Annotated in this window: 27 protein-coding genes; 10 read left to right on the plus strand and 17 right to left on the minus strand. The window is 70.7% G+C overall.

Annotated features, from left to right (window positions below):
• Nucleotides 1-15: 15 nt before the first annotated feature.
• Entirely contained in the window at nt 16-930 is a 915-nt protein-coding gene (locus tag F7R91_RS35455; RefSeq protein WP_150956759.1) for a winged helix-turn-helix domain-containing protein, read from the minus strand.
• Between the two features lie 180 nt (nt 931-1,110).
• Here F7R91_RS35455 and F7R91_RS35460 point away from each other — a divergent pair, with 180 nt between their 5' ends.
• The gene (locus tag F7R91_RS35460) at nt 1,111-1,296 is read left to right on the plus strand and encodes a hypothetical protein (RefSeq protein WP_150956762.1); all 186 of its coding nucleotides are present in this window, start codon (nt 1,111-1,113) and stop codon (nt 1,294-1,296) included.
• Nucleotides 1,297-1,495: 199 nt separating this feature from the next.
• On the opposite strand, the gene F7R91_RS35465 is transcribed toward F7R91_RS35460, so the two are convergent.
• From F7R91_RS35465 to F7R91_RS35475, 3 genes are all read right to left on the minus strand, one after another.
• The gene (locus F7R91_RS35465; RefSeq protein WP_150956765.1) at nt 1,496-2,746 is read right to left on the minus strand and encodes a GNAT family N-acetyltransferase; all 1,251 of its coding nucleotides are present in this window, start codon (nt 2,744-2,746) and stop codon (nt 1,496-1,498) included.
• Nucleotides 2,747-3,005: 259 nt separating this feature from the next.
• Nucleotides 3,006-3,959, minus strand: coding sequence for an asparaginase (locus tag F7R91_RS35470; protein WP_150956768.1), 954 nt, complete (start codon nt 3,957-3,959; stop codon nt 3,006-3,008).
• Between the two features lie 67 nt (nt 3,960-4,026).
• Nucleotides 4,027-4,650, minus strand: a complete 624-nt coding sequence (locus F7R91_RS35475; RefSeq protein ID WP_408056092.1) for an RsiG family protein — start codon at nt 4,648-4,650, stop codon at nt 4,027-4,029.
• Nucleotides 4,651-4,704: 54 nt separating this feature from the next.
• On the opposite strand from F7R91_RS35475, the gene F7R91_RS44440 reads away from it, so the two are divergent.
• Both F7R91_RS44440 and dtd read left to right on the plus strand, forming a co-directional pair.
• Nucleotides 4,705-4,896, plus strand: coding sequence for a hypothetical protein (locus tag F7R91_RS44440; protein ID WP_408056093.1), 192 nt, complete (start codon nt 4,705-4,707; stop codon nt 4,894-4,896).
• Nucleotides 4,897-4,987: 91 nt separating this feature from the next.
• A complete protein-coding gene (gene dtd, locus F7R91_RS35480; protein WP_150956771.1) occupies nt 4,988-5,413 on the plus strand; it encodes a D-aminoacyl-tRNA deacylase in 426 nt (141 codons plus the stop codon).
• A gap of 44 nt (nt 5,414-5,457) precedes the next feature.
• Here dtd and ygfZ read toward each other — a convergent pair whose 3' ends face one another.
• The 6 genes from ygfZ to F7R91_RS35515 form a co-directional block, all read right to left on the minus strand.
• Complete coding sequence (ygfZ, locus tag F7R91_RS35485; RefSeq protein WP_150956774.1) at nt 5,458-6,423, minus strand: CAF17-like 4Fe-4S cluster assembly/insertion protein YgfZ; 966 nt, start codon at nt 6,421-6,423, stop codon at nt 5,458-5,460.
• Nucleotides 6,424-6,433: 10 nt separating this feature from the next.
• Nucleotides 6,434-6,886, minus strand: coding sequence for a Fur family transcriptional regulator (locus F7R91_RS35490; RefSeq protein WP_150956777.1), 453 nt, complete (start codon nt 6,884-6,886; stop codon nt 6,434-6,436).
• 16 nt (nt 6,887-6,902) lie between these two features.
• Nucleotides 6,903-7,478 carry an FABP family protein gene (locus tag F7R91_RS35495; protein ID WP_150956779.1) on the minus strand — a complete coding sequence of 192 codons (576 nt, stop codon included), beginning with the start codon at nt 7,476-7,478 and terminating at the stop codon, nt 6,903-6,905.
• A 226-nt stretch (nt 7,479-7,704) separates the two neighbouring features.
• Nucleotides 7,705-8,601: a hypothetical protein gene (locus F7R91_RS35505; RefSeq protein WP_225320980.1), complete on the minus strand. Its 897-nt coding sequence runs from the start codon at nt 8,599-8,601 to the stop codon at nt 7,705-7,707.
• Nucleotides 8,598-9,503: a hypothetical protein gene (locus F7R91_RS35510; RefSeq protein ID WP_225320981.1), complete on the minus strand. Its 906-nt coding sequence runs from the start codon at nt 9,501-9,503 to the stop codon at nt 8,598-8,600. Before F7R91_RS35510 ends, F7R91_RS35505 begins: the two co-directional genes overlap by 4 nt.
• On the minus strand, nt 9,500-10,225 hold the full coding sequence (locus tag F7R91_RS35515; RefSeq protein WP_225320982.1) for a hypothetical protein: 726 nt from the start codon (nt 10,223-10,225) through the stop codon (nt 9,500-9,502). The genes F7R91_RS35510 and F7R91_RS35515 overlap by 4 nt, the downstream gene beginning before the upstream one ends.
• A 128-nt stretch (nt 10,226-10,353) precedes the next feature.
• Between F7R91_RS35515 and F7R91_RS35520 the strand changes: the two genes are divergently transcribed.
• Complete coding sequence (locus F7R91_RS35520; RefSeq protein WP_150956788.1) at nt 10,354-10,716, plus strand: DsrE family protein; 363 nt, start codon at nt 10,354-10,356, stop codon at nt 10,714-10,716.
• A 71-nt stretch (nt 10,717-10,787) separates the two neighbouring features.
• Here F7R91_RS35520 and F7R91_RS35525 read toward each other — a convergent pair whose 3' ends face one another.
• The 7 genes from F7R91_RS35525 to F7R91_RS35560 form a co-directional block, all read right to left on the minus strand.
• On the minus strand, nt 10,788-11,078 hold the full coding sequence (locus F7R91_RS35525) for a DUF3099 domain-containing protein (RefSeq protein ID WP_225320983.1): 291 nt from the start codon (nt 11,076-11,078) through the stop codon (nt 10,788-10,790).
• A 100-nt stretch (nt 11,079-11,178) separates the two neighbouring features.
• Complete coding sequence (locus F7R91_RS35530) at nt 11,179-11,466, minus strand: DUF1416 domain-containing protein (RefSeq protein ID WP_150956794.1); 288 nt, start codon at nt 11,464-11,466, stop codon at nt 11,179-11,181.
• 42 nt (nt 11,467-11,508) lie between these two features.
• The gene (locus F7R91_RS35535; protein WP_150956797.1) at nt 11,509-12,354 is read right to left on the minus strand and encodes a sulfurtransferase; all 846 of its coding nucleotides are present in this window, start codon (nt 12,352-12,354) and stop codon (nt 11,509-11,511) included.
• Nucleotides 12,355-12,758: 404 nt separating this feature from the next.
• Nucleotides 12,759-13,496, minus strand: a complete 738-nt coding sequence (locus F7R91_RS35545) for an LmeA family phospholipid-binding protein (protein ID WP_150956800.1) — start codon at nt 13,494-13,496, stop codon at nt 12,759-12,761.
• A 152-nt stretch (nt 13,497-13,648) separates the two neighbouring features.
• Nucleotides 13,649-14,857 (minus strand): hypothetical protein, encoded by a 1,209-nt coding sequence (locus tag F7R91_RS35550; protein WP_150956802.1) that lies wholly within the window; start codon nt 14,855-14,857, stop codon nt 13,649-13,651.
• Between the two features lie 3 nt (nt 14,858-14,860).
• Nucleotides 14,861-15,115, minus strand: a complete 255-nt coding sequence (locus F7R91_RS35555; RefSeq protein ID WP_123990158.1) for a MoaD/ThiS family protein — start codon at nt 15,113-15,115, stop codon at nt 14,861-14,863.
• 37 nt (nt 15,116-15,152) lie between these two features.
• The gene (locus tag F7R91_RS35560) at nt 15,153-16,016 is read right to left on the minus strand and encodes an alpha/beta hydrolase (protein ID WP_150956806.1); all 864 of its coding nucleotides are present in this window, start codon (nt 16,014-16,016) and stop codon (nt 15,153-15,155) included.
• A gap of 164 nt (nt 16,017-16,180) precedes the next feature.
• Between F7R91_RS35560 and F7R91_RS35565 the strand changes: the two genes are divergently transcribed.
• The 6 genes from F7R91_RS35565 (at nt 16,181) to F7R91_RS35590 (ending at nt 21,868) form a co-directional block, all read left to right on the plus strand.
• The gene (locus F7R91_RS35565) at nt 16,181-16,963 is read left to right on the plus strand and encodes a winged helix-turn-helix transcriptional regulator (protein WP_150956808.1); all 783 of its coding nucleotides are present in this window, start codon (nt 16,181-16,183) and stop codon (nt 16,961-16,963) included.
• Nucleotides 16,964-17,068: 105 nt separating this feature from the next.
• On the plus strand, nt 17,069-18,091 hold the full coding sequence (locus F7R91_RS35570) for a LacI family DNA-binding transcriptional regulator (RefSeq protein WP_150956811.1): 1,023 nt from the start codon (nt 17,069-17,071) through the stop codon (nt 18,089-18,091).
• 142 nt (nt 18,092-18,233) lie between these two features.
• The gene (locus F7R91_RS35575) at nt 18,234-19,367 is read left to right on the plus strand and encodes a S1C family serine protease (RefSeq protein WP_150956813.1); all 1,134 of its coding nucleotides are present in this window, start codon (nt 18,234-18,236) and stop codon (nt 19,365-19,367) included.
• A gap of 26 nt (nt 19,368-19,393) precedes the next feature.
• Nucleotides 19,394-19,579, plus strand: a complete 186-nt coding sequence (locus F7R91_RS35580; protein WP_150956816.1) for a hypothetical protein — start codon at nt 19,394-19,396, stop codon at nt 19,577-19,579.
• Between the two features lie 112 nt (nt 19,580-19,691).
• On the plus strand, nt 19,692-20,426 hold the full coding sequence (locus F7R91_RS35585; RefSeq protein ID WP_150956818.1) for a response regulator transcription factor: 735 nt from the start codon (nt 19,692-19,694) through the stop codon (nt 20,424-20,426).
• A complete protein-coding gene (locus F7R91_RS35590) occupies nt 20,423-21,868 on the plus strand; it encodes a HAMP domain-containing sensor histidine kinase (protein ID WP_150956821.1) in 1,446 nt (481 codons plus the stop codon). Before F7R91_RS35585 ends, F7R91_RS35590 begins: the two co-directional genes overlap by 4 nt.
• Nucleotides 21,869-21,936 lie beyond the last annotated feature (68 nt).

Below are 21,936 nucleotides of genomic sequence, written 5' to 3' on the forward strand. Positions count from 1 at the left end.
CCACTGTGGGAGACATCAGCTCGTGAGCACCAGCTCCGAACTGATCGTCTCCCACAGTGCGTTGAACCACAGGTGCGACTGCTCCACGAACGTCGTGTCCCGCAGCCCGGCCCCCTGCTCGAAGGCGAACAGCATCGACTGGGTGCCCTCGGCGTCGTACATCTCCAGCTGCTCGTGGTCGATCTCCTCCTCGCGCCGCCTCAGCGTGTAGTACGCGAAGAGCGCCTCCGCGCCGTTGAGCAGGTACAGCTTCACCGGCGGGGTGAACGGCAGCGCGCGGAAGGAGATGTGCACGTCGATGCCGTGCGTGGCCCGCAGGGCCAGCAGGTTGTGGCGGAGCACCTGGCCCTGGGCGTTGCGCTGGGCCAGCCAGCGGCGCTGCAGCCTGCCGTCCACCGAGGGGTCGACCGGCGCCGGGAAGGCGAGGTCGATGTCACGGCTCGGCAGCAGTACGCGGAAGTCGACCTTGGCCGGTTTCAGCTCCCCGGCGTGGATCCGGCGCAAGGGTTCACCGACCGCGAGCGTGAGGGAGACCGACGTCAGGCAGAGAGCGTCGATCTCGACGTGCGAGGACGCGAAGGCGGTCGCAATGCGGGGCGCCAGAGCCACCGTGGTGGGCAGGGGCGGGGCTTCGGGGCCGGTCAGCGCTCTGCCGAAGCCCAGGTCGGGGGCGACGGTCGCGGGGCTGCCCTTGGACACGTTGGTCAGCAGGTGCTCCGACTGCAGGATGCGCAGGGCCTGACGGACCGCACCTCGCTCGACGCCGAACTCGTCCGCCAGTTGGGCCTGCGTGGGCATGCGCTGGCCAGGCTGCAGCGCACCGGACCGGATCCGGGCGCGCAGTTCGTCGGCCACCTCGTGGTGTGACGTCTGTGGCCGCTGTGACCTCGTCCGCCCATTGACGGAAGCACTCTTCGGGTCCACGACCAAACACTACAACTTCCCGCCATCTTTCGTCAGTTCCAAAGAAGGTGGTTATGAGACGCTTCCAAGTGGAGATAACTGCAGTGGAGTTGGTCGCCAACTTGAGCAACGTGGTCAAACTTTCACAAGGTTGGCCATCGAGTGACAGTCAGGAACTGTCATCCCGAAGGGGAGAGGAGGACCGCCATGCCACTCATCGCCATCGCGATCGCCGCGCTCGCCGTCGGCTTCGAACAGCTCGTGCAGTGGAAGTACGGCGCGATGGGCATCGTCGCCTTCATCGCGCTGACCATCGGCTACAAGGCCAAGAGCGTGGCAATCGGCGGGATCGGAGCGGTCGTCCTCGTCATGCTGCTCGCCCACTCCGGCTGATCGGGCTCCCTTCCGGAGGGGAGCCGGGAGCCCGTTCGGTCCGCACCACCGCGCAGCCACAACTGAACAACGCGGGTACCGAGGCAGGTACCCGGGCACAGCCACAACTCAATGACAGGCGCACAGTCACAACTGAACAGGCACAGCTACGGATGAACATCGCAGGACCACGGTCAGCATCTCCGGCAGGAAGGAGCGTTCAGAACATGTCCGGGCACCAAGGTCGCCCGGACGCACGCAGCAGGGCGTCGGCCTCACGGGCGGCGCCCGCTCGTTCTTCCCGCACCCGGCCGAGCGCCGCCAGCCGCAGCACCGACTCGCCGCCCAGCCAGACGCCGGCGAGCTCAACGACGTCCAGCGTGAGGTCGGCGCTCCGCGTGGTCGGCGTACAGGACGCGCCCTGCGCCGACGCCTCCAGCAGGTAACGGCCGTCGGCCAGCCCGGCCGCGTCGGTGACCTCCAGCACCAGGGACGCCTCACGGTCGTACGTCCGCGCCTCCAGGGCCCGTACGACGTCGAGGATCCGCACCCACAACCAGTCCGCCTGCTCGGTGACCCTCGCTGCCCGCGGGTCCGGCAGGAAGTCCGGAAGCAGGTCGTCGGGGCCGCGCCAGCCGCTCTTGACCTTCGTCACCCAGTCGATCGAGCACAGGTAGTGCCACAGGGCACGCTCGGCGGCCGGACGCGTGGCGATCAGCCAGTTCACCACCGCCGTGTTGTGCGGCTGCTTGTCCTGCCAGTTGTCGTCCGCCTCGTACGACGCCATGCCCTCGACCTCACCGTCCGCCGAGCGGTACACGGCGTAGAAGGGCTCCTTCCACGACGAACCGATGCGTACGGCGCCCGTGTTGACGTGCCACCACCACTCCCCGCGGCTGACGGCGCCCGGCTGGGTGCGGCGCAGCCGCTCGTGCAGGTCGGGGCCGAGCTTGCGGACGTCCTCCGCGTCGAGGAGGTCGATACGGCCGCCGTCGTCCGGGGCCGCGCGGCGCGGGTCGAGGCCGGAGCGGGGGACGTCGACGGTCCACTCGGTCATCCAGGTGGCCGGGCCGAAGCCGTAGCGGCCGTAGATCGGGTACTCGGCGGCGATCAGCGTCGCCACGACGTCCCCGCGTTCCTTCGCGGCTGCCAGGTCCTGCGCCATCATGCGGGTGAGCAGGCCGCGGCGGCGGTGTGTGGCGGTGACCGTGACGCCCGTGATCGCGTCCGCCGGGACGGGGGTGCCGCCCACTGCCGTGAGCTCCTGCGCGAAGGATCTGAACGTCGCGACGCAGCGGTCGCCGTCGAAGGCGCCGAGGTAGCGGCCCGGGGCGAACTGGGTGCGGCGGGCTTCGAGCTCGGTCTTCGAGGGGGTGGGTTCGCGGAGGAAGCCGGTGTTGACTGCGCGGAGCCAGTCGGTGAACTCGGCTTCGGTGATCGGGCGTACGTCTATGTGGGGGCGGCTGGTCATGGGGTCACGGTAGGTCGGTGGGGGGTGGGTGTCGCGGGGATTTTTCTCGCCCCCGCCGCCCCTACCCGTCCCGTCCATGGGGGCTGCCGCCCCCAGACCCCCGCTTCGGCCCTGAAGGGGCCTCGTCCTCAAACGCCGGACGGGCTGCGTACAGCCGGCCCGCCCCGGACAGGCAAGCCCCCTCGGGGTGGGCGGGGAATCGGGACGGCCGCCCTCGTCCTCGAACGCCGCCGGACGGGCTGACTTGCAGCGAACGTCCTCAGAATGCCGGCCGGATCTCCCCCACCTCCCGGCCCGCCCCCAGCAGCGGGGTCCGGCCGAGGTGCTCCAGTACCGGGGACTCGACGCCCATCAGGGTCAGTGCCCGTGCGAGAACCGGGCCCAGGGCCCGGGCCGCGCCGTCCTCCACCTTGAAGGCCAGGGACCGGCCGTCCGGGAGGGCCACCGCCTGGACCGCCTCCGCGCCCATCTTGGACAGGGCGCCGGGGACCTCGCGCATCAGCCAGGTGTCGGCACGGCGGGTGCCCGCGACGTACTCGGGGTGGGCGCGCATGGCGTCGGCGACCCGGCGTTCGGCCGTGCCGGGGGCGGCGAGGACGAAGGAGCGGTAGGCGCGGGCCAGGCCGGTCAGGCTGATCGCCAATAGGGGAGCGCCGCAGCCGTCCGTGCCCACCGCCGCGACCCGCTCGCCCGCGGCCTCCTCCACCACCCCGCGGATGAGCTGCTGGAGCGGGTGGTCCGGGTCCAGGTAGGAGTCGAGCGGCCAGTCGCGCAGCGCGGAGGCGGCCAGCATCGCCGTGTGCTTGCCGGAGCAGTTCATAGCCACCCGGTCACGGACCGCCCCGGAGGCCAGGTACGTCTCCTTCTCCGCCATGTCCAGGGGCAGATCCGGCGGACACTGCAGCTGGTCGGCCATCAGGCCGTTCTCCTCCAGCATCTTCTGCACCAGATCCCGGTGGAAGACCTCGCCGGAGTGGCTCGCGGCAGCCAGCGCCAGCCGCTCGCCCGTCAGGTCCAGGCCCGCCCGCAGCACGCCCGCCGCCTGCATCGGCTTGTTGGAGGAGCGCGGGAAGACCGGCGTCGTCACATCGCCGAGCGCGAGCTCCACGGCCCCGTCCGCGTCCAGCACGACCAGGCTGCCCCGGTGCCGCCCTTCGACGAACCCGGAGCGGACGACCTCGGCGAGAACGGGGGGTATGGCGGGCACGGACATCGGCGGTGGCCTTCCGGAGATCAGGAGACCCGCTCCGGAAGGGCCCCGGGATCGCCGGGCCGCCGCCTCACACGAGCAGGTCGTCGACTTGAGCTTCCCCCTCACGGTACCGGCGGGCGATCTCCGCGCTGCAGTCGTCCGCCGTGCGCTGCAGCCGCTGCCGCCGCCGGGACACCTGCTGCTCGTACCGCACCAGCCGCCCCATCGCGGAGTTCAGCTCCGGGTCGGTACGGGCGTCCAGGTCGGAGAGCTCGACCTCGGCGAGCATCTCCGCGGCCAGCAGCCGGTACTCCTCGCTGTGCGGTGTGCCGAGTGTCACATGGCGGGCCGAGGAGCGGTGGCGGGCCGGGGCGTCGGTCAGGATCTGCGGAAGACGCTCCACCACGGAGCCCTCCCGCAGGTCCGCCCCGGGTTCCGCCTGCGGGTCCACGCCGGTGTCCGCGGCCGGCTTCGGCCCGCGGCGGGCCAGCTCCGCCCGCAGGATGTCGATCCGGCCCTGGAGCAGCCGCCGTACGTAGCTGAGGTCGGCCTCGTCCCGCTGGGCGTCGCGGCGCAGGGTGCGCAGCTCGGGCAGGCTCAGCAGGGTCAGCTCGTGCTCGGGCGGATCCGCGGGCAGCGGCGGGCTGTCGGTGCGCTGCACGGGCGGCCGCGGGGCCTCCCAGCCGTCCGAGGGGATCTCTCCCGCGAGGATCTCCCCCGCACGGACCTCTACCGCGCGCACCTCCCCCGCGTGGATCTCCGCCCTGTGCGCCTCCCCCGCCCGAATCTCCTCGGCGCGGACCTCTCCCGTGCGAACCTCTCCCGTGCGGACAGCTTCCGCGCGGATCGACGAGACGGCCCCGGGCGGCTGCCCCGTACTCGGTGTGCTCATGTGCCTCTACCGTCCCCTCGACCGGCGTGTGGGAGCATCGTGCCACCCCAAGTGGCCGCTATGTGACCGAGTGCCCCCGATCGGCCCCAGATGGGGGGTTAAGGATCAAAAAGAAGCCCCGTACGAGCCGACGCGGGCGCACGGCATGATGGTCGGCATGCGTGCAGTGGTGCAGAGGGTGGACGGTGCGAGCGTCGTCGTGGACGGCGAGACGGTCGGGGCGATCGAGGGCGAGGGGCTGTGCGTCCTGGTCGGGGTGACCCATGAGGACACCAAGGAGAAGGCGGCCCAACTGGCCCGCAAGCTCTGGTCGATCCGCATGCTGGCGGACGAGAGGTCGTGCAGCGACATCGACGCCCCGCTCCTCGTCATCAGCCAGTTCACGCTCTACGGCGACGCCCGCAAGGGCCGCCGCCCCACCTGGAACGCGGCGGCGCCGGGCGATGTCGCCGAGCCGCTGGTCGACGAGGTGGTGGCCCAGCTGCGTTCGCTGGGCGCGACGGTGGCGACGGGCCGGTTCGGCGCGAAGATGCGGGTCTCGCTGACGAACGACGGCCCGTTCACGGTCCTGCTGGAGATCTAGGCGTATCCAGGGCGCCAGGACAGATCCAGAGCTCCGGGACAGATCTACGGCTCTACGACGACTTCCTGGGCCGCCGCCGTCGAGTCCGCGACGAGCGGCGCGTCCACCGGTACGTTCCGTTTGACCAGGGCGAGGGCGACCGGGCCGAGTTCGTGGTGGCGTACGGACGTCGTGATGAAGCCGATCTTGCGGCCGTCGGGGGCCTCGTCCGCGACCCGGAGCTCCGTGCCCGGCGCCGGCAGATGGACCTCGCTGCCGTCCAGATGCAGGAAGACGAGCCGGCGCGGCGGCTTGCCCAGGTTCTGGACGCGGGCGACCGTCTCCTGACCGCGGTAGCAGCCCTTCTGCAGATGCACGGCCGTGCCGATCCAGCCCAGCTCGTGCGGGATGGTGCGGTGGTCGGTCTCGAAGCCGAGGCGGGGGCGGTGCTGCTCGACGCGCAGGGCCTCGTACGCGAGGATCCCGACCGGCGGGCCGGACTTCTCGGCGTACGATTCCAGGTCGGCGCGCGGGAGGAAGAGATCACGGCCGTACGGCGTCTCGCGGACGACGACGCCCTCGGGGACCTCGGCGATGGAACCGGCGGGCAGGTGCACGACCGCGAAGTCGGCGGTGCGGTCGGCGACCTCGACGCGGTAGAAGAACTTCATCGACTCGAGGTACGCGATCAGCGCGTCCTGCGTGCCGGGTTCGACATGCGCCCAGACCGTCTCGCCGTCGTCGACGAGATACAGCGCGTGCTCGATGTGGCCGTGCGCGGACAGGATCAGCGCCTCGGTGGCCTGGCCGGAAGGCAGCTCGCTGACATGCTGGGTGAGCAGCAGGTGCAGCCAGCTCAGCCGGTCGTCGCCGGTGACGGTGATGACTCCGCGGTGCGAGAGGTCCACGAAGCCGGTGCCGTCGGCGAGGGCGCGCTGCTCGCGGAACAGGTCGCCGTAGTGGGCGGCGACGCCTTCGTCCACGCCTTCGGCGGGGACGGCGCCGGGCAGGGACAGCAGTGGGCTCTTCATATGACCAAGCCTACGACTCGGTAGTTGAACTCTTTGAAGTTGAACTCTTGAGCTGACAGTTCTTGCACCGGCCGAAGATCGCAAAGTGCTTCATGTCCGTGTCGAAGCCGAAGGTCTCGCGCAGCTTGGCGGTGAAGTCGGCGGCCACCGCGACATCGGCCTCGATCACATCGGTGCAGTCGCGGCAGACGAGATGGATGTGGTGGTGCCGGTCCGCGAGGTGGTAGGTGGGGGCGCCGTGCCCGAGGTGGGCGTGGGAGACCAGACCGAGCTCCTCCAGCAGCTCCAGGGTCCGGTACACCGTGGAAATGTTGACCCCCGACGCCGTCTTCCTCACTTCCACGAGGATGTCGTCGGGGGTCGCATGCTCCAGGGTGTCCACGGCTTCGAGCACAAGTTGCCGCTGCGGGGTCAGCCGGTAGCCGCGCTGCCGCAGATCACTCTTCCAGTCGGTGCTCACCACACCGGAAAGTCTATGGCTACTTGAAGAAGGCGATCCCGTCGTCCGGCATGTCGTCCGGGAGGGCCTTGGCCCAGCGTTCGACGTCCTCCGGAGTGACGACCTTCTTCAGGTGGGCGGACATGTACGGGCGCAGTTCGACCTCGGGGGTCTGCTTCTCACCGACCCACATGAGGTCGCTCTTCACATAGCCGTAGAGCCGCTTGCCGCCGGTGTACGGGCCGGAGGCGGCGGTGCGGGCGACCGCGTCCGTGACCAGGTCGATCTGCGGCTTCTGCTTGGCCAGCTCGCCGTACCAGATCTCGACGACGCCGTCGTCGCGGGTCATCGTGACCTCGACCTTGCGGTCGGCGTCGATGCGCCAGAAAGCGGACTCGGACTCCAGGGGGCGGACCTTGTTCCCGTCGTTGTCCAGCACCCAGGTGTGGGAGTGGTACTCCAGGAAGTCCCGGCCGTCGTGTGTGAAGGCGACCTCCTGTCCGAAGTTGCACTTCTCGGCGCCGGGGAAGTCGTGCACGCCCGCGCCCGCCCAGTTGCCGAGCAGGAAGGCGAGGGGGACGAGGTCCTTGTGGAGGTCGGAGGGGATCTCGATCATGAGGAGAAGTTCCTAGACGTGGGTCAGCGCTGGCCCTGGTACAGCTTCTTCACGGCCAGTCCGGCGAAGGCGAGGACGCCGACGCAGACCAGCGCCAGAAGGGTTTCGAAGAAGATCTCCACGGGGTGCTCCTCGGGATGAGCGTGGTGCGGTAGGTACACAGGGCCGGGCCCCAGCTTAGTCGGCCGGGACCCGGGGCCGTCCGTGAGGTACACCCACGCCAAAGTCAGCCGAGCAGCTGGCTCTGCAGGGTCACGGTCTGGTGGAACGGGACGGCGGGGGCGGTGCCCTTGCGGGACTGCACGATCACCGCGACGACGTCACCGGCGGCCAGGTAGGCATGTCGGACCTGCTCGGCGCCGTACGGCTTGGACTCGACCTGTACGGAACGCTCGACGTGTGAGACCCGGGACCTCAGGGTCAGCGTCTCGTCGAAGGAGGACGCGTCGGCGCCGCGCACCGCGTACACCGGGGTGTCGTAGGAGACGACACTGCCGTACAAGGTTTCCGCGATCTCCGCCGTGCCGAACTGAAGCAGGTAGACGCGGGTCCGGGTGCCGTCCTGGGTGGTCCAGCCGCGCGCGGCGATGTGCCGGAGCCCATGGTCGACGAGCTTTTGTCCGAGCTCGTCCCGTTCCTCCTTGACCGCGTATTCCGCCAAGTAGTCCTTCGTCTCCAGCCAGCCGTCCGTGCCGTTCAGCGCCTTGTCCTGCGTTGCTCCCTCCGGGGCGGGCAGAAGGAGGGCTCGCAGATCGGCGTGGTGCGCGCCCGCCGGGTTCGACTCGGCGAAGGGCGCGGGGCTGCCCGACGGGAGCGGCGGCCTGGTGAGCGTGGGGAAGTCCCAGCGCCCGTCCGACTCCGTCGCCAGCCCCGGTACGTCCGTCCGCTCCATCCGCGTGATCCCGTACGCCGTCGCCGTTCCGACCGCCGCGAAGACGAGGACGGCGGCGGTCCAGCGCAGGGCGGCACGCAGTACTCGGCGGTCCTTGGGCGCCGCGGGCGCCGGCGCGGAGGGCGGCGCCTCCGGCGGCGGGGGCAGCACGGTCTGCGGCTGCTCGACGACGACCGGCGAGGTGAGCTCCGGCTCCGGCGTCTCGTCCGTGGCCCTCGGCTGCTCGGTCATGCCGCCTCCCCCGGCTCCGCGATGCGGTCGAGCTGTGTGCGCAGGAGCAACGCGACTTCCTTGCTGTCGAGTGGCTTCACTCCGTCCGCGGCGGCGGTGACCAGGATGTCTCCCACGTACGCGGAGCAGAACATCGAGTCGAGGTCCTCGTCGGCGTCCTTGGGCGGCAGGAAGCACCGGGCGTTCTTGTGGCCCTTGATCTCCGGGCCCTTGCGGAAGACGTCCAGGGCGTCGAGGAACTCGTTCTGGAACGTCGAGATGTTGCGGACCGCGGCCTTGCTGTCCATCTGGGCCAGCCTGATGCTCACCGCGGCGATGTCCTCGTTGTTGTAGGCACGGGCCTCGTGGGTGTAGTAGCTGCGCATCGCCATGCCCTGGATGCGCAGCTTGTCGATCTTCTCCTCCAGCCGCTTGCGCTGGGAGCGGGGGAGGTCGCTCAGGGACTCCTTCTGCAGGGCCGTGGCCCGGGCGCCGTCGAGCTGGACGTCGGAGCCGTATGCGCCGAGGTCGGGCCCTCGGCTCCAGCCGTCGGTCCCGCCGTAGGGAACGAGCACCCCGGCGAGGCCTTTCCGGGCCGCCGCCTTCGTCTCCTCGGCCTCGGCCTTGGCCTTGGCCTTCGGGAACTTCCAGACCGGGGCGCCGGCGTCGCGGTCGGCACCGTCCACGGTCACGACGGTGTAGCCGACCCCGGCGACGACGGCTCCCGCCAGCAGCACGGAACCGGCGACGGCGGCGAGGCGCCCCCGGCGGATGCGCTTCCCGGGCGGCTCGGGTACGACGGGAACATCGGACGCGCCGGGAACGTCGGACGCGACGGCCACGTCCGGCTCGACAGTCGCACCCGGCTCGACGGGCGCGTCCGGCTCGACGGGCTCGACGGGCTCGCTCTGGTTCTCGCTCACAGGCGCTCCATCTGCCGCTTGGCCAGGTCCATGATCGTCTTCTTGGCGATCGGCTTGCTGTCGTTGACCCAGATCTCCATCGCGATGTCACCGCGCCAGGCCTGCGCCTCGGCGCTGTACAGCGGCAGGTAGCCCGGCTTCGTCTCGGGCCGGGTGTGGACGTACGCCATGCCGTCCCCGGTGCCGGGGATGGTCCAGCTGTCGGTGGCCTCCTTGTCCATCGCCCAGTACTGGCCGTTGTCGCTGGAGCCGGAGGCGGCCATGCCCTCTTCCTGCCGGAACTGGATGAGCCGGATCTCCACGCTGTACGTCCTGCCGACCCGCCAGCCGGTGACGGCCGCCCGGCGGAACTCGTCGCCGACGAGATCGGAGTAGGCCTCGCCCGGCCTCTTGAAGCTGCCGACGTAACCGGCCAGGCTCATCCAGCCGTCGGCGGCCAGCCAGTCGGCCTCCGTTGCCCCGCTCGGCTTCCTCAGCAGCAGCTTGCGCAGGTCCCCGTCGGTCTTCACCCGGCGGTCCTGTGCGGCCGACAGCGGCTCGGGGCCCTTCCCCTCGGCCTGGGCGAGCGCCGGCTGCGAGAGCGAGGGCAGCTTTGTGGGCTTGCGGTCGGCCTGGATGAGGTAGCCGGCGCAGGTGCCGGCCACCAGGCCGAGCACGGCGGCGCCGGCGATCAGCAGCGTCGTGCGCCCGCGGCGGCGCGGTCTGACCGGTGCGTCCGGCACGTCCGCTGCTTCTTCGGGTACTTCCAAGACGTCCCCCACAGAACGTGAATGCGCATTCCGTATGCGCGCTTCACAGGAGACTCATGGTCAACGCAAGCAGTTGTAAGGGAGTTGATTACGATTCAGGCATGGCGAAGAAGCTCGTGATCAAGGTGACCGCGGGGGCCGATGCCCCCGAGCGCTGCTCGCAGGCGTTCACGGTGGCGGCCGTGGCCCTGGCCAGCGGAGTCGATGTCTCCCTGTGGCTGACCGGAGAGTCCTCGTGGTTCGCCCTGCCGGGCCGTGCCGCCGAGTTCGAGCTGCCGCACGCCGCGCCACTGCCGGATCTGATCGAGGCGATCCTGGCCGGTGGCCGGCTCACGCTGTGCACGCAGTGCGCCGCCCGCCGGGAGATCACGGAGAAGGACGTCATCGAGGGCGTACGGATCGCGGGGGCGCAGGTGTTCGTGCAGGAGGCGCTGGGGGACGAGACGCAGGCGCTCGTCTACTGAGACGCTGAGGCGCTGACGTGCTTGGGGGTCCCCCGCTCGAGCGAAGCCGAGAGTGGGGGATGCGGCCCTTCCTACTGCCGCCGCTTCTTCCCGTCCAGCTCGTCCCACCACTCGTCGGACTTCGGGTCGCCGGAGGGGTCGTCCCACCAGCGGTCCTCGGGGCCCCGGCGGTTGGCGACCATCGCGGCGAGGGGCGGGATCACCATGGCGACCACGCACATACCGACAGCCACCGGAACCGACCACAGGCGCACGACTCCCCAGGCCAGGACGAAGAGACCCAGGCAGGTCCCCATCATGGCGAAGTACACGTGCCGTCGCCGTGCGTACATGCCTCCAGGGTAGGCCGACGCAGCGGTCACCCATGGCCGACCGCCGGACGCCGCACGCTCTGGGCAGGCCGAAGGGCCGCACCCGGGTGTCCAACCCGGTGGGTGCGGCCCTTCGGACGTCAGGTCTGGATCAGACCGCGATCGCGACCTCCGCGAGGCCGCCCTGCTGGGCGACGACGGTGCGGTCGGCGGTGGCGCCGGGGACGAGCGCGCGGACGGTCCATGTGCCCTCCGCGGCGTAGAAGCGGAACTGTCCGGTCGCGGAGGTGGGAACCTCCGCGGTGAACTCGCCGGTCGAGTCGAGCAGTCGCACGTATCCGACGACGGGCTCGCCGTCGCGGGTCACCTGGCCCTGGATCGTGGTCTCACCGGGCTTGATCGTCGAGGGGTCCGGGCCGCCGGCCTTCGCTCCACACATGTTCGTTCTCCTGAAGAGGTCTTGAAGGGTCGGTCGGTCGGATTACTTGTTGGCGCCGAGCTCGATCGGCACGCCCACCAGGGAGCCGTACTCGGTCCAGGAGCCGTCGTAGTTCTTGACGTTCTCGACACCGAGCAGCTCGTGCAGGACGAACCAGGTCAGGGCCGAGCGCTCGCCGATACGGCAGTACGCGATGGTGTCCGTGGCCAGGTCGACGTTCTCCTCGGCGTAGAGCTTCTTCAGCTCGTCGTCCGACTTGAAGGTGCCGTCGTCGTTGGCGTTCTTCGACCACGGGATGTTGCGGGCGGTCGGGACGTGGCCGGGGCGCTGCGACTGCTCCTGCGGCAGGTGGGCGGGCGCCAGCAGCTTGCCGGAGAACTCGTCGGGGGACCGGACGTCGACCAGGTTCTGGCTGCCGATCGCGGCCACCACGTCGTCGCGGAAGGCGCGGATGGACGTGTCCTGCGGCCGGGCCTTGTAGTCGGTCGCCGGGCGCTCGGGCACCTCGGTGCCGTCGACCAGCTCGCGGGCGTCGAGCTCCCACTTCTTGCGGCCACCGTCGAGCAGCTTGACGTTCTCGTGGCCGTAGAGCTTGAAGTACCAGTAGGCGTACGAGGCGAACCAGTTGTTGTTGCCGCCGTAGAGGATCACCAGCGTGTCGTTGGCGATGCCCTTCGCCGACAGGAGCTTCTCGAAGCCCTCCTGGTCGATGAAGTCACGGCGTACCGGGTCCTGGAGGTCCTTGGTCCAGTCGATCCGGATGGCGTTCTTGATGTGGTTCTTCTCGTAGGCCGAGGTGTCCTCGTCGACCTCGACGACGGCGATGCTCGGGTCGTCCAGGTGGTCCTGGACCCAGTCGGCGTCGACCAGGACGTCGCTGCGGCTCATGCTCTTTCTCCTCCGGGGCAGTTGCGGCGGGGCGTGCAGGTGAGAGGGTGCGCGCTTGTCTGTCGAGGCAGCGCACAGGTGCCCTGGGCAGGGCGGGGGGGGGAATGCGGAAGCCGGTGCTTCCGCTCAGAAGGTGCGACAGAGCATGGCGGCGACGCGGCACAGGTCTACTGCCCGCCGCTTCGTGAGATCCGCCTGTCGCTTCATGCTGCGATCGTAGGGACGGACAGCGGGGCATGTCACCGCCGTGTCGTATGGTGAGATGCGATCGTCCGGAATGCGGGACGAGAAGGCCTTGAGGGCGGCCGCGGCCGGGCTCCCGGGCGCATGTTCGCGGCGTCACATCTACGGTGCGGACGACCGCGTCTCACTTCCCGGACACCGTGGGTGCGCCGGACGTCGCCCTACCCGGCCAGCCGGACGTTCGAACCCTGCACGGAGATCTCCACACCGTCCCCCGCGGCCTGCACCTTGTCGAGCCGGATGCCGCCCGGAAGCTCCTCGATCGTCTGGTCGAAGTCGGTGATCGAGCGGAGCGCGGTCTCGGCGAGGTCGATGCCGAGGTCGGGCAGCGAGTCCGCGCGCACCGTCACCGTGTCGCCGTCGACGACCTTGACCGAGCTGAGCACGGCGACCGGGCGGGGCAGCTTGACGCCGAGGACCGTCGCGTCGATCTTCACCTCGATCTTGCCGTTGCCCCCGTCGGACAGGCCCACGACCTGCGCCCTGACCGCCGGCGCGACCCGGGTGGGCTCGGACTTGGCCGCCTTGAGCAGCTCGTCGTAGCCGATGGTCGCGGTGCCGCTGGCGGAGGCCGCGGTGGCGGAGCTGTAGTCGCCGGAGAACGTCACGCCCTTCATCGCGGCCTTCAGGTCGTCGACGCGGATCGTGTCGCCGTCGGTGCCGGTGGACGCCTCGTAGTCCTTGATACCGACCTCGATGTCGTCGAACTCGCCGGCGGCGGCCTGCGTGAGGAACGGGAAGCCCTTGATGGAGACGTCCGGGGTGGTGGCCAGACCCTCGGTGGTCCTGAGCTTGTCCGCCGCCTCGTCCTCCGCGAAGCCGACGGCGAGGCGGTCCGCGATCACGAAGAGGCCGCCCAGGATCACGACGACGATCAGAAGTATTCGCAGTGCGCGCATCCTGCGGTTCCCCCAAGCCAACGGTCGGTGACGACCGGGTGGCCGCCGAGCGCGACACTAACCCTGCGCAGGACGGCGACCGGGGGTTTGTCGATCACCTGTGACAGGACCGGAGCACTCGGGCCCGTCTCGCCGTCCGCGTCAGGACCGCCCTACCCCAGCGCCCACACCACCGGTGCCGCAGCCGCCAGCGGCAGGGCGACGCCCGCCGTGAAGTGCACGAAGCGGGACGGGTAGTCGTAGCTCGCCACCCGGTGGCCGATCAGCGCGCACACCGCCGCACCGGCGCCGAGCAGCGCGCCCTTCGTTCCCAGTCCCGTCATCGGGCCGACGGCGAGGCCCGCGCCCGCCGCGGCGAGCAACGCCGCCACGACGGATACCGGGGTCGGCAGGGGCAGGGCGCGGGCCAGGACGGCCACCGCCACCGCGGCCGCGCCGACCGTCACCGCGTCCGCCTCGGCCGCGAGGTAGCCGGCCGCCACGACGGACAGGGCCGCCGAGACGACCGTCGCCGTCAGGCCGTACATCCGCTCGTCCGGATCGGCGTGGGAGCGCAGCTGGAGGACGAGGGCGAGCAGGACCCAGACGCCCAGGGTGCCGAGGATCGCCGCCGGCCCGTTCCCGCGGCCCGCCGCCAGCAGCGCCACGTCCGCGGTGAGCGCGCCCGCGAAGGCCAGCGCGATGCCCTGGCGGGCGGGCCACATGCCGTTCAGCCGGAACCAGCCCGCGGCGGTGACGGCCTGAAGGACGACGAGCGGGACGAGCAGGGCGTACGAGCCGACGGCCGCCGTACCGGACAGCAGGAGCCCGAGGCCCGCGGTGAGCGCGGCGGGCTGCATGCCGGGTTCGATGACCGGGGAGCGGCCCTCCAGCCGGGCCCGCTGCGCGTCGGTGATACGGGAGTTGCCGCCGATGGTGGCGGGACCGTACTCGGGCTCGGAGGCCGTGCCCGCGCCCTGAGGGGCGGTCGCGGCGGCGTGGCGCGGCTGGGCAGGGCTCTCGGTGCCGGGCTCCGGGTGGCCCTGGTGTGACTGGTGGGTCTGGTGGCCCTGGTGGCCCTGGTGGCCCTGGTGGGTCTGGTGGCCCTGGTGGGTCTGGTGGCCCTGGTAGCTCTGCGGCGTCTGCTGCGGTGTCTGCTGCGGCAGATACGCGGTCTCCACGGCCGTCACCGGCGCGTGCATCTGCGTCTCCCAGGTCTGCCCCTGCCACTGCTGGGTGTACTGCTGGGCGGCGTGCGGATCGTCGTAGCCCTGCTGCCCCGGCCACGCCTGCTGCCGGTACGGGTCGTGGCCCGCGTGGTCGTAGCCCGCGTGGTCGTACCCCTCGCGGGGGTGGCCGCCCTCATACGGCTGGTCGGTCATCGCTCACCCTCCTGCGAACGGCGGGAGCACCTCGACCGTGCCGCCGTCGGCCAGCCGTACCGTCTCGTGTCCGCGGGTGCCCACGGGGTCCCCGTCGACGAGGAACGAGCATCGCTGAAGGACGCGCACGAGTTCGCCGGGGTGTCGCTCGCGCGCCGCGTCGAGCGCCTCGGCGAGGGTGGCCGCGTCGAACGGCTCCTCGGCGATCCCGGCCGCTGCCTTCGCGGCGGCCCAGTAGCGCACCGTGACCTTTGGCATCCGGTTCCTCAATCGATTGGCGGTGTACACGGTCAGGCTAGCCGCCCTGTGCGGCGGCCCAGTCCCCGATCCGGGCGAGCAGCTCCTCGGCGGCCGCGTGCTCCGCATGGCCCATGCCGGGCTCCAGCCAGAGTTCGCCGTGGTCACCGGCGGCCGCGGCCAGCATGAGGGGGTGGTCCACCGGGAAGTAGCCGTCCCGGTCGCCGTGCACGATCAGCAGTGGGGTGGGCGCGATCCGGGGCACCGCCTCCACCGGGGACAGCGGGACCGGGTCCCAGTCCCGGTGGTGGATGCGCGTACGGAGTCCGTAGCGGCCCACCAGCCGGCCCTCGGGCCGGGTCACCAGCCAGTGCAGCCGCCGCATGGGGGCGGTGCCCCGGTAGTACCAGCGGGCGGGAGCGCTCACCGAGACCACCGCGGCCGGGTGCGTCTGCGCGGGCTCCTCGCGCCCCGGGCCGTACAGCGCCGCGTGCCGCAGCACCACCGAGCCGCCCATCGAGAAGCCGACGGTGACCACGCGCGCGTGCCCGAGCTCACGCGCCCAGGCGACCGCGGCCGCGAGGTCGAGCACCTCCCGGTCGCCGACGGTCGAGCGCCCGCCGGACGCCCCGTGCCCTCTGAAGGAGAAGGTGACCACGGCCCCGTACCGCGCGAACGCCTCCGCCACCCGCCGGACGTGCGGCCGGTCCACATCGCCCGTGAAGCCGTGCGCGACGACGAACGCCAGGTCACCCGAGGGTGGCCGGGAGGCGTCGTATACGGCCGCACCCGGTTCGTATACGGAATCGATCGTCACCCCGTCGGACGTGCGCAGAAACGTCCGCAAGGGGGCATTTCTCCGTGTCTCAGAGTGCGGACCAACGGTGGGACGCGCCACATCACCTGCCGGACGAGTGCTCATGTGGGCTATTCTGCTGGGCAGAGGACTCGGGCAGCGTTGCCCCCGGGTCCTTTTGTGCTTTCGGACGCGTTGTATACGAAGCGGGAAACCGCAGGTGTACGGGCCCCGGGATCGCAGAGCAATACCGCAAACGTCCTCGCAGGGACCGAGGAGGAAAACGACGTATGAGTTCTCTGCTGCTCCTGACCAACGCCCTCCAGCCGTCGACGGAGGTGCTGCCGGCCCTCGGCCTGCTGCTGCACAACGTGCGGGTGGCTCCGGCCGAGGGACCCGCGCTCGTCGACACCCCTGGTGCCGACGTCATCCTGATCGACGGCCGGCGTGACCTTCCGCAGGTGCGCAGCCTGTGCCAGCTGCTGCGTTCCACGGGCCCCGGCTGTCCGCTCATCCTCGTCGTCACCGAGGGCGGCCTGGCCGCCGTCACCGCCGACTGGGGCATCGACGACGTCCTCCTCGACACCGCGGGTCCGGCGGAGGTCGAGGCGCGGCTGCGTCTGGCCATGGGCAGGCAGCAGATCGTCAACGACGACTCCCCGATGGAGATCCGCAACGGCGACCTCTCCGTGGACGAGGCGACCTACTCGGCCAAACTCAAGGGCCGCGTCCTCGACCTCACCTTCAAGGAGTTCGAGCTTCTGAAGTACCTCGCCCAGCACCCGGGCCGCGTCTTCACGCGCGCGCAGCTGCTGCAGGAGGTCTGGGGCTACGACTACTTCGGCGGCACCAGGACCGTGGATGTCCATGTACGACGCCTGCGCGCCAAGCTCGGACCCGAGCACGAGTCGCTGATCGGAACCGTCCGGAACGTCGGTTATCGATTCGTTACGCCGGAAAAGGGCGACCGCGGCGGTGACGACGCGAAGGCCAAGGCAGAAGCCCGTGCACACCGGGAAGACCCGGACGAGACAGCCGCCTTGGACCGCGCCGAGGTCGCGGCCGAGGCGTAGGCGGACCCGCGCGGGCGCCCGGGCGGGGCGCGGCTCCTCCATTGGAGCCACGATCCACTTCCTTACGCCCTGCCCAGAGCGGGTCCATCCGCGTAGACTCCGCGCGTGGCCAAGGTGACTCGGGACGACGTAGCACGGCTGGCGGGAACTTCCACCGCCGTCGTCAGCTATGTCATCAACAACGGACCCCGGCCGGTCGCCCCGGCCACGCGCGAGCGTGTCCTCGCAGCGATCAAGGAGCTGGGGTACCGGCCGGACCGGGTCGCCCAGGCGATGGCCTCGCGGCGCACGGATCTCATAGGCCTGATCATCCCCGACGCCCGCCAGCCCTTCTTCGGGGAGATGGCCCACGCGGTCGAACAGGCCGCCTCCGAGCGCGGAAAGATGGTTCTCGTCGGCAACACCGACTACGTCGGCGAACGCGAGGTCCACTATCTGCGCGCATTCCTCGGGATGCGTGTCTCGGGCCTGATCCTGGTCAGTCACGCGCTCAACGACCTCGCCGCCGCCGAGATCGAGGCCTGGGACGCCCGGGTCGTCCTGCTCCACGAGCGGCCCGAGGCCATCGACGACGTCGCCGTCGTCACCGACGACCTGGGCGGCGCCCACCTCGCCGTACGCCACCTCCTGGAGCACGGCTACGAGTACGTCGCCTGTGTGGGCGGCACCGCGGAGACCCCGGCGGTCGGCGACCCGGTCTCCGACCACGTCGAAGGCTGGCGGCGGGCCATGGACGAGGCCGGGATCCCGACCGAGGGCCGGCTCTTCGAAGCCCCTTACAACCGCTACGACGCCTACCAGGTCGCCCTGGAGCTCCTCTCCGGGCCCCAGCGTCCGCCCGCGATCTTCTGCTCCACCGACGACCAGGCCATCGGCCTGCTGCGCGCGGCCCGCGAGCTGCGCATCGACGTACCGGGCGAGCTGGCGGTGGCCGGCTTCGACGACATCAAGGAAGCGGCGCTCGCGGACCCGCCGCTGACGACGATCGCCTCCGACCGCTCGGCGATGGCCCGGGCCGCGGTCGACCTCGTCCTCGACGACGGACTGCGTGTGGCGGGGGCGCGCCGCGAACGGCTGAAGGTGTTCCCGTCCCGCCTGGTACCCCGCAGATCCTGCGGCTGCGCATGAGGCACCCCGGGCTTTTCTGAGGGTTGTCCGAGAGGGCCGACCGAGCGCCGAGAGGCGTCTTTACAACGGGCATACGAGGTTCTGCCGGGCTTCTCAGGGAGCACTCAGGGAGCTCTCATGGACGGCGGAGAAGCTCTGTTCCATGACCGAGAGCTTCCGCCGCAGCGGCGAGTACGACAACCCCCACCAGGGCGACCAGCAGCAGGCCCCGTACCCCGAGCAGCAGCACGCCTCCTCCCCGGTGAACCCGCAGTGGCCGCCCCCGCCGGCGTACCAGCCGGCGGAGCCGGTCACGGCGGAGCCCGGCACCACCGTCCGGCCGTCGCAGGCGTACGGCGGTGCGCACGGCGGTGACGGTGGCGGTACGGCTTTCCTCACCGCGGCCCCGGCCGAGCCGGCCCCGAAGAAGAGGCGGACCCGGAGCCCGGTCGCCCTGCTCGCCGTCGTGGCGATGGTCGCCGCGGCGATAGGCGGCGGCACCGCCTACGCGTTCCAGGAGCTGACCGGGCAGGACACCGTCGTCTCCAGCAGCACCAGCACGAGCGTGGTGCCCGTCGGCAAGAAGGGCGACATCGCCGCGATCGCCACGGCGGTCGGCCCGAGCATCGTCGAGATCAACGCCACCACGAACTCCGGGGAGTCCACCGGCTCCGGCGTGGTCATCACCGGCGACGGCGAGATCATCACCAACAACCACGTCATCTCCGGCGCCTCGTCGATCAAGGTGACGACCAGCGACGGCACGAGGTACACGGCGAAGATCGTCGGCACCGACAGCAAGAAGGACCTCGCCCTGATCAAGCTGGAGAACGCCTCCGGCCTGAAGTCGGCCACCCTCGGCAACTCCGACGGTGTGAAGGTCGGCGACACGGTCGTGGCGATCGGCTCCCCCGAGGGCCTGACCGGCACGGTCACCAGCGGCATCGTCTCCGCCCTGGACCGTGACGTGACCGTCTCCACCGGCGAGAACCCGGGGCAGGGCGGCGGCAACGGCCAGTGGCCCTTCGAGTTCGGCGGCCGGGAGTTCAACGGCGACACCGGATCGTCGACGACGACGTACAAGGCGCTCCAGACGGACGCGTCCCTGAACCCCGGCAACTCCGGCGGCGCCCTCATCGACATGAACGGCAACATCATCGGCATCAACTCCGCGATGTACTCCGCCAGTTCGCAGTCGTCCTCCAGTGCCGGCAGCGTCGGCCTCGGCTTCGCCATCCCGGTCAACACCGTCAAAGCCGACCTGAGCACGCTCCGGGCCGGCGGTTCCGACAGCTGACACCGGCAACCCCTGAGGAGCACGTCATGATCGAGCAGGTTTCGCACACGGTGGCCGGCACCGACCCGGCCGGGTTCGCCTTGGCACTTGAGGTGACGTACGCGCTGCACGCGCCGGTGCCACGGGCGCCGGAGATGGCGGTGCCCCGCACGACGGGCCGCCGCGGCACGGCCGCCGCCCGGGCCCGCCGCCGTACCCCGGTACGCGGCTGACCTCCCGGTCCGCGCCCCGTCGTCTCTTCCGTACGCCGCTGCCGGGAAACATGCGAGGCTGAAAGCGTCCAGCCCGCCTGACCTCCCACCGCACCCGAGGAACCCGAAACCCATGAGCCCCGCCGATGGCGACCGTGACCCCCACCGCATCCTGATCGTCGACGACGAGCCCGCGGTGCGCGAAGCACTCCAGCGCAGCCTCGCCTTCGAGGGGTACGACACGGAGGTCGCCGTGGACGGCGCGGACGCGCTGGAGAAGGCCACCGCGTACCGCCCCGACCTGGTGGTCCTCGACATCCAGATGCCGCGCATGGACGGCCTGACCGCCGCCCGCCGGATGCGCGGCGCGGGCACCACGACCCCGATCCTGATGCTGACGGCCCGCGACACCGTCGGCGACCGGGTGACCGGCCTCGACGCGGGCGCCGACGACTACCTCGTCAAGCCCTTCGAACTCGACGAACTCTTCGCCCGCGTCCGCGCCCTGCTGCGTCGCAGCTCCTACGCGGCGGCGATGACGAACACGGCCGAGGAGGACGAGGCGCTGAGCTTCGCCGACCTGCGCATGAACCTGGCGACCCGGGAGGTGACCCGCAGTGGCCGCCCGGTGGAGCTGACCCGCACGGAGTTCACGCTCCTGGAGATGTTCATGGCCCACCCGCGCCAGGTCCTCACGCGTGAGCAGATCCTGAAGGCGGTGTGGGGCTTCGATTTCGAGCCCTCGTCGAACTCCCTCGACGTGTATGTCATGTACCTCCGCCGCAAGACGGAGGCGGCCGGCGAACCGCGGCTCGTGCACACGGTGCGGGGTGTGGGATACGTACTGCGCCAGGGCGGCGCGGAGTGAGCAGAATTGCCCGCCGGTTCCGCTCGCTGCCGATCCGGTCCCGGCTGGCGATGCTGGTCGCTGCCGCTGTGGCGTTCGCGGTGGCGGCGGTTTCGGTGACGTGCTGGTTCATCGTGCAGGGGAAGCTGTACGACCAGCTGGACGCCGACCTTCAGCGGGGAATGGGCGGCCCCGGGCAGGTCCAGCGCGCCGAGGTGGCCCTCAACAACTGCTCCAAGACACCGCAGGGCACCGGACTCTTCCGCAGCAACTACACCCAGGTGGTCACGGAGAACGGAAAGGTCTGCGTCTTCGGCGAGTCCACGGGCACGGTCGAGGTCACCCAGGCCGACAAGAACGTGATCGAGAAGAGCGACCTCGAGCGGTTCTACTTCCGCAACGGCAACGACGAGGACGGCGCCGACGTACGCGTGATGACCCATGCCCTGGGCCCCACGACCACCGTCGACGGCGGCGCCGGACCCAATGTCGGGCTCGTCGTCGCCGTACCGCTGAAGAGCACCCAGAACACCCTCAACGACCTCGCCCTCATCCTCCTCCTCGTCTCCGGCGTAGGGGTCATCGGCGCCGGAGCGGCCGGTCTCGCGGTCGCCCGCGCCGGCCTGCGCCCCGTCGACAAGCTCACCGAAGCCGTCGAACACGTCGCCCGCACCGAAGACCTGAGCATCCGCATCCCCGTGGAGGACGACAGCGAGGACGAAGTCGCCCGTCTCTCCCGCTCCTTCAACTCGATGACGGCCTCCCTCGCCGGCTCCCGGGATCTGCAGCAGCAGCTCATCGCGGATGCCGGGCACGAGCTCCGCACCCCTCTCACCTCGCTCCGCACCAACATCGAACTCCTCACCCGCAGCGAGGAGACCGGCCGTCCCCTCCCCGCCGCCGACCGCAAGGCGCTGCTCGCGTCGGTCAAGGCGCAGATGACCGAACTGGCCGCTCTCATCGGCGATCTGCAGGAGCTGTCCCGCTCGGAGGGCCAGCGGGGTGAGCGCGTACAGGTGATCTCGCTGGAGGACACCGTCGAGGCGGCCCTGCGCCGCGCACGGCTGCGCGGGCCCGAGCTGACGATCACGGCGGACATCCAGCCCTGGTACGTCCGGGCGGAGCCGTCCGCCCTGGAGCGAGCGGTCGTCAACATCCTGGACAACGCGGTGAAGTTCAGCCCGGGCGGGGGCACGATCGAGGTGCGGCTCCACGAGGGCGTGCTCACGGTCCGCGACCACGGCCCCGGTATCCCCGCCGACGAACTCCCGTACGTCTTCGACCGCTTCTGGCGTTCCCCGAGCGCCCGCGCGCTGCCCGGCTCGGGCCTCGGTCTGTCGATCGTGGCGCGGACGGTCCAGCGGGCCGGCGGCGAGGTGACCCTGGGCCAGGCCGAGGGCGGCGGCACGATCGCGACGGTACGGCTGCCGGGGGCGCCGACGGCTCCGCCCGACCCGCAGTAGGCCCTGGTCCGGGCCGACGGCAAGAAGCCCACGGTCGGCAACTAACGCACCAACCGCTCCCACCTGAC

This window comes from Streptomyces luteolifulvus, from assembly GCF_008806595.1.
GTDB lineage: Bacteria > Actinomycetota > Actinomycetes > Streptomycetales > Streptomycetaceae > Streptomyces > Streptomyces luteolifulvus.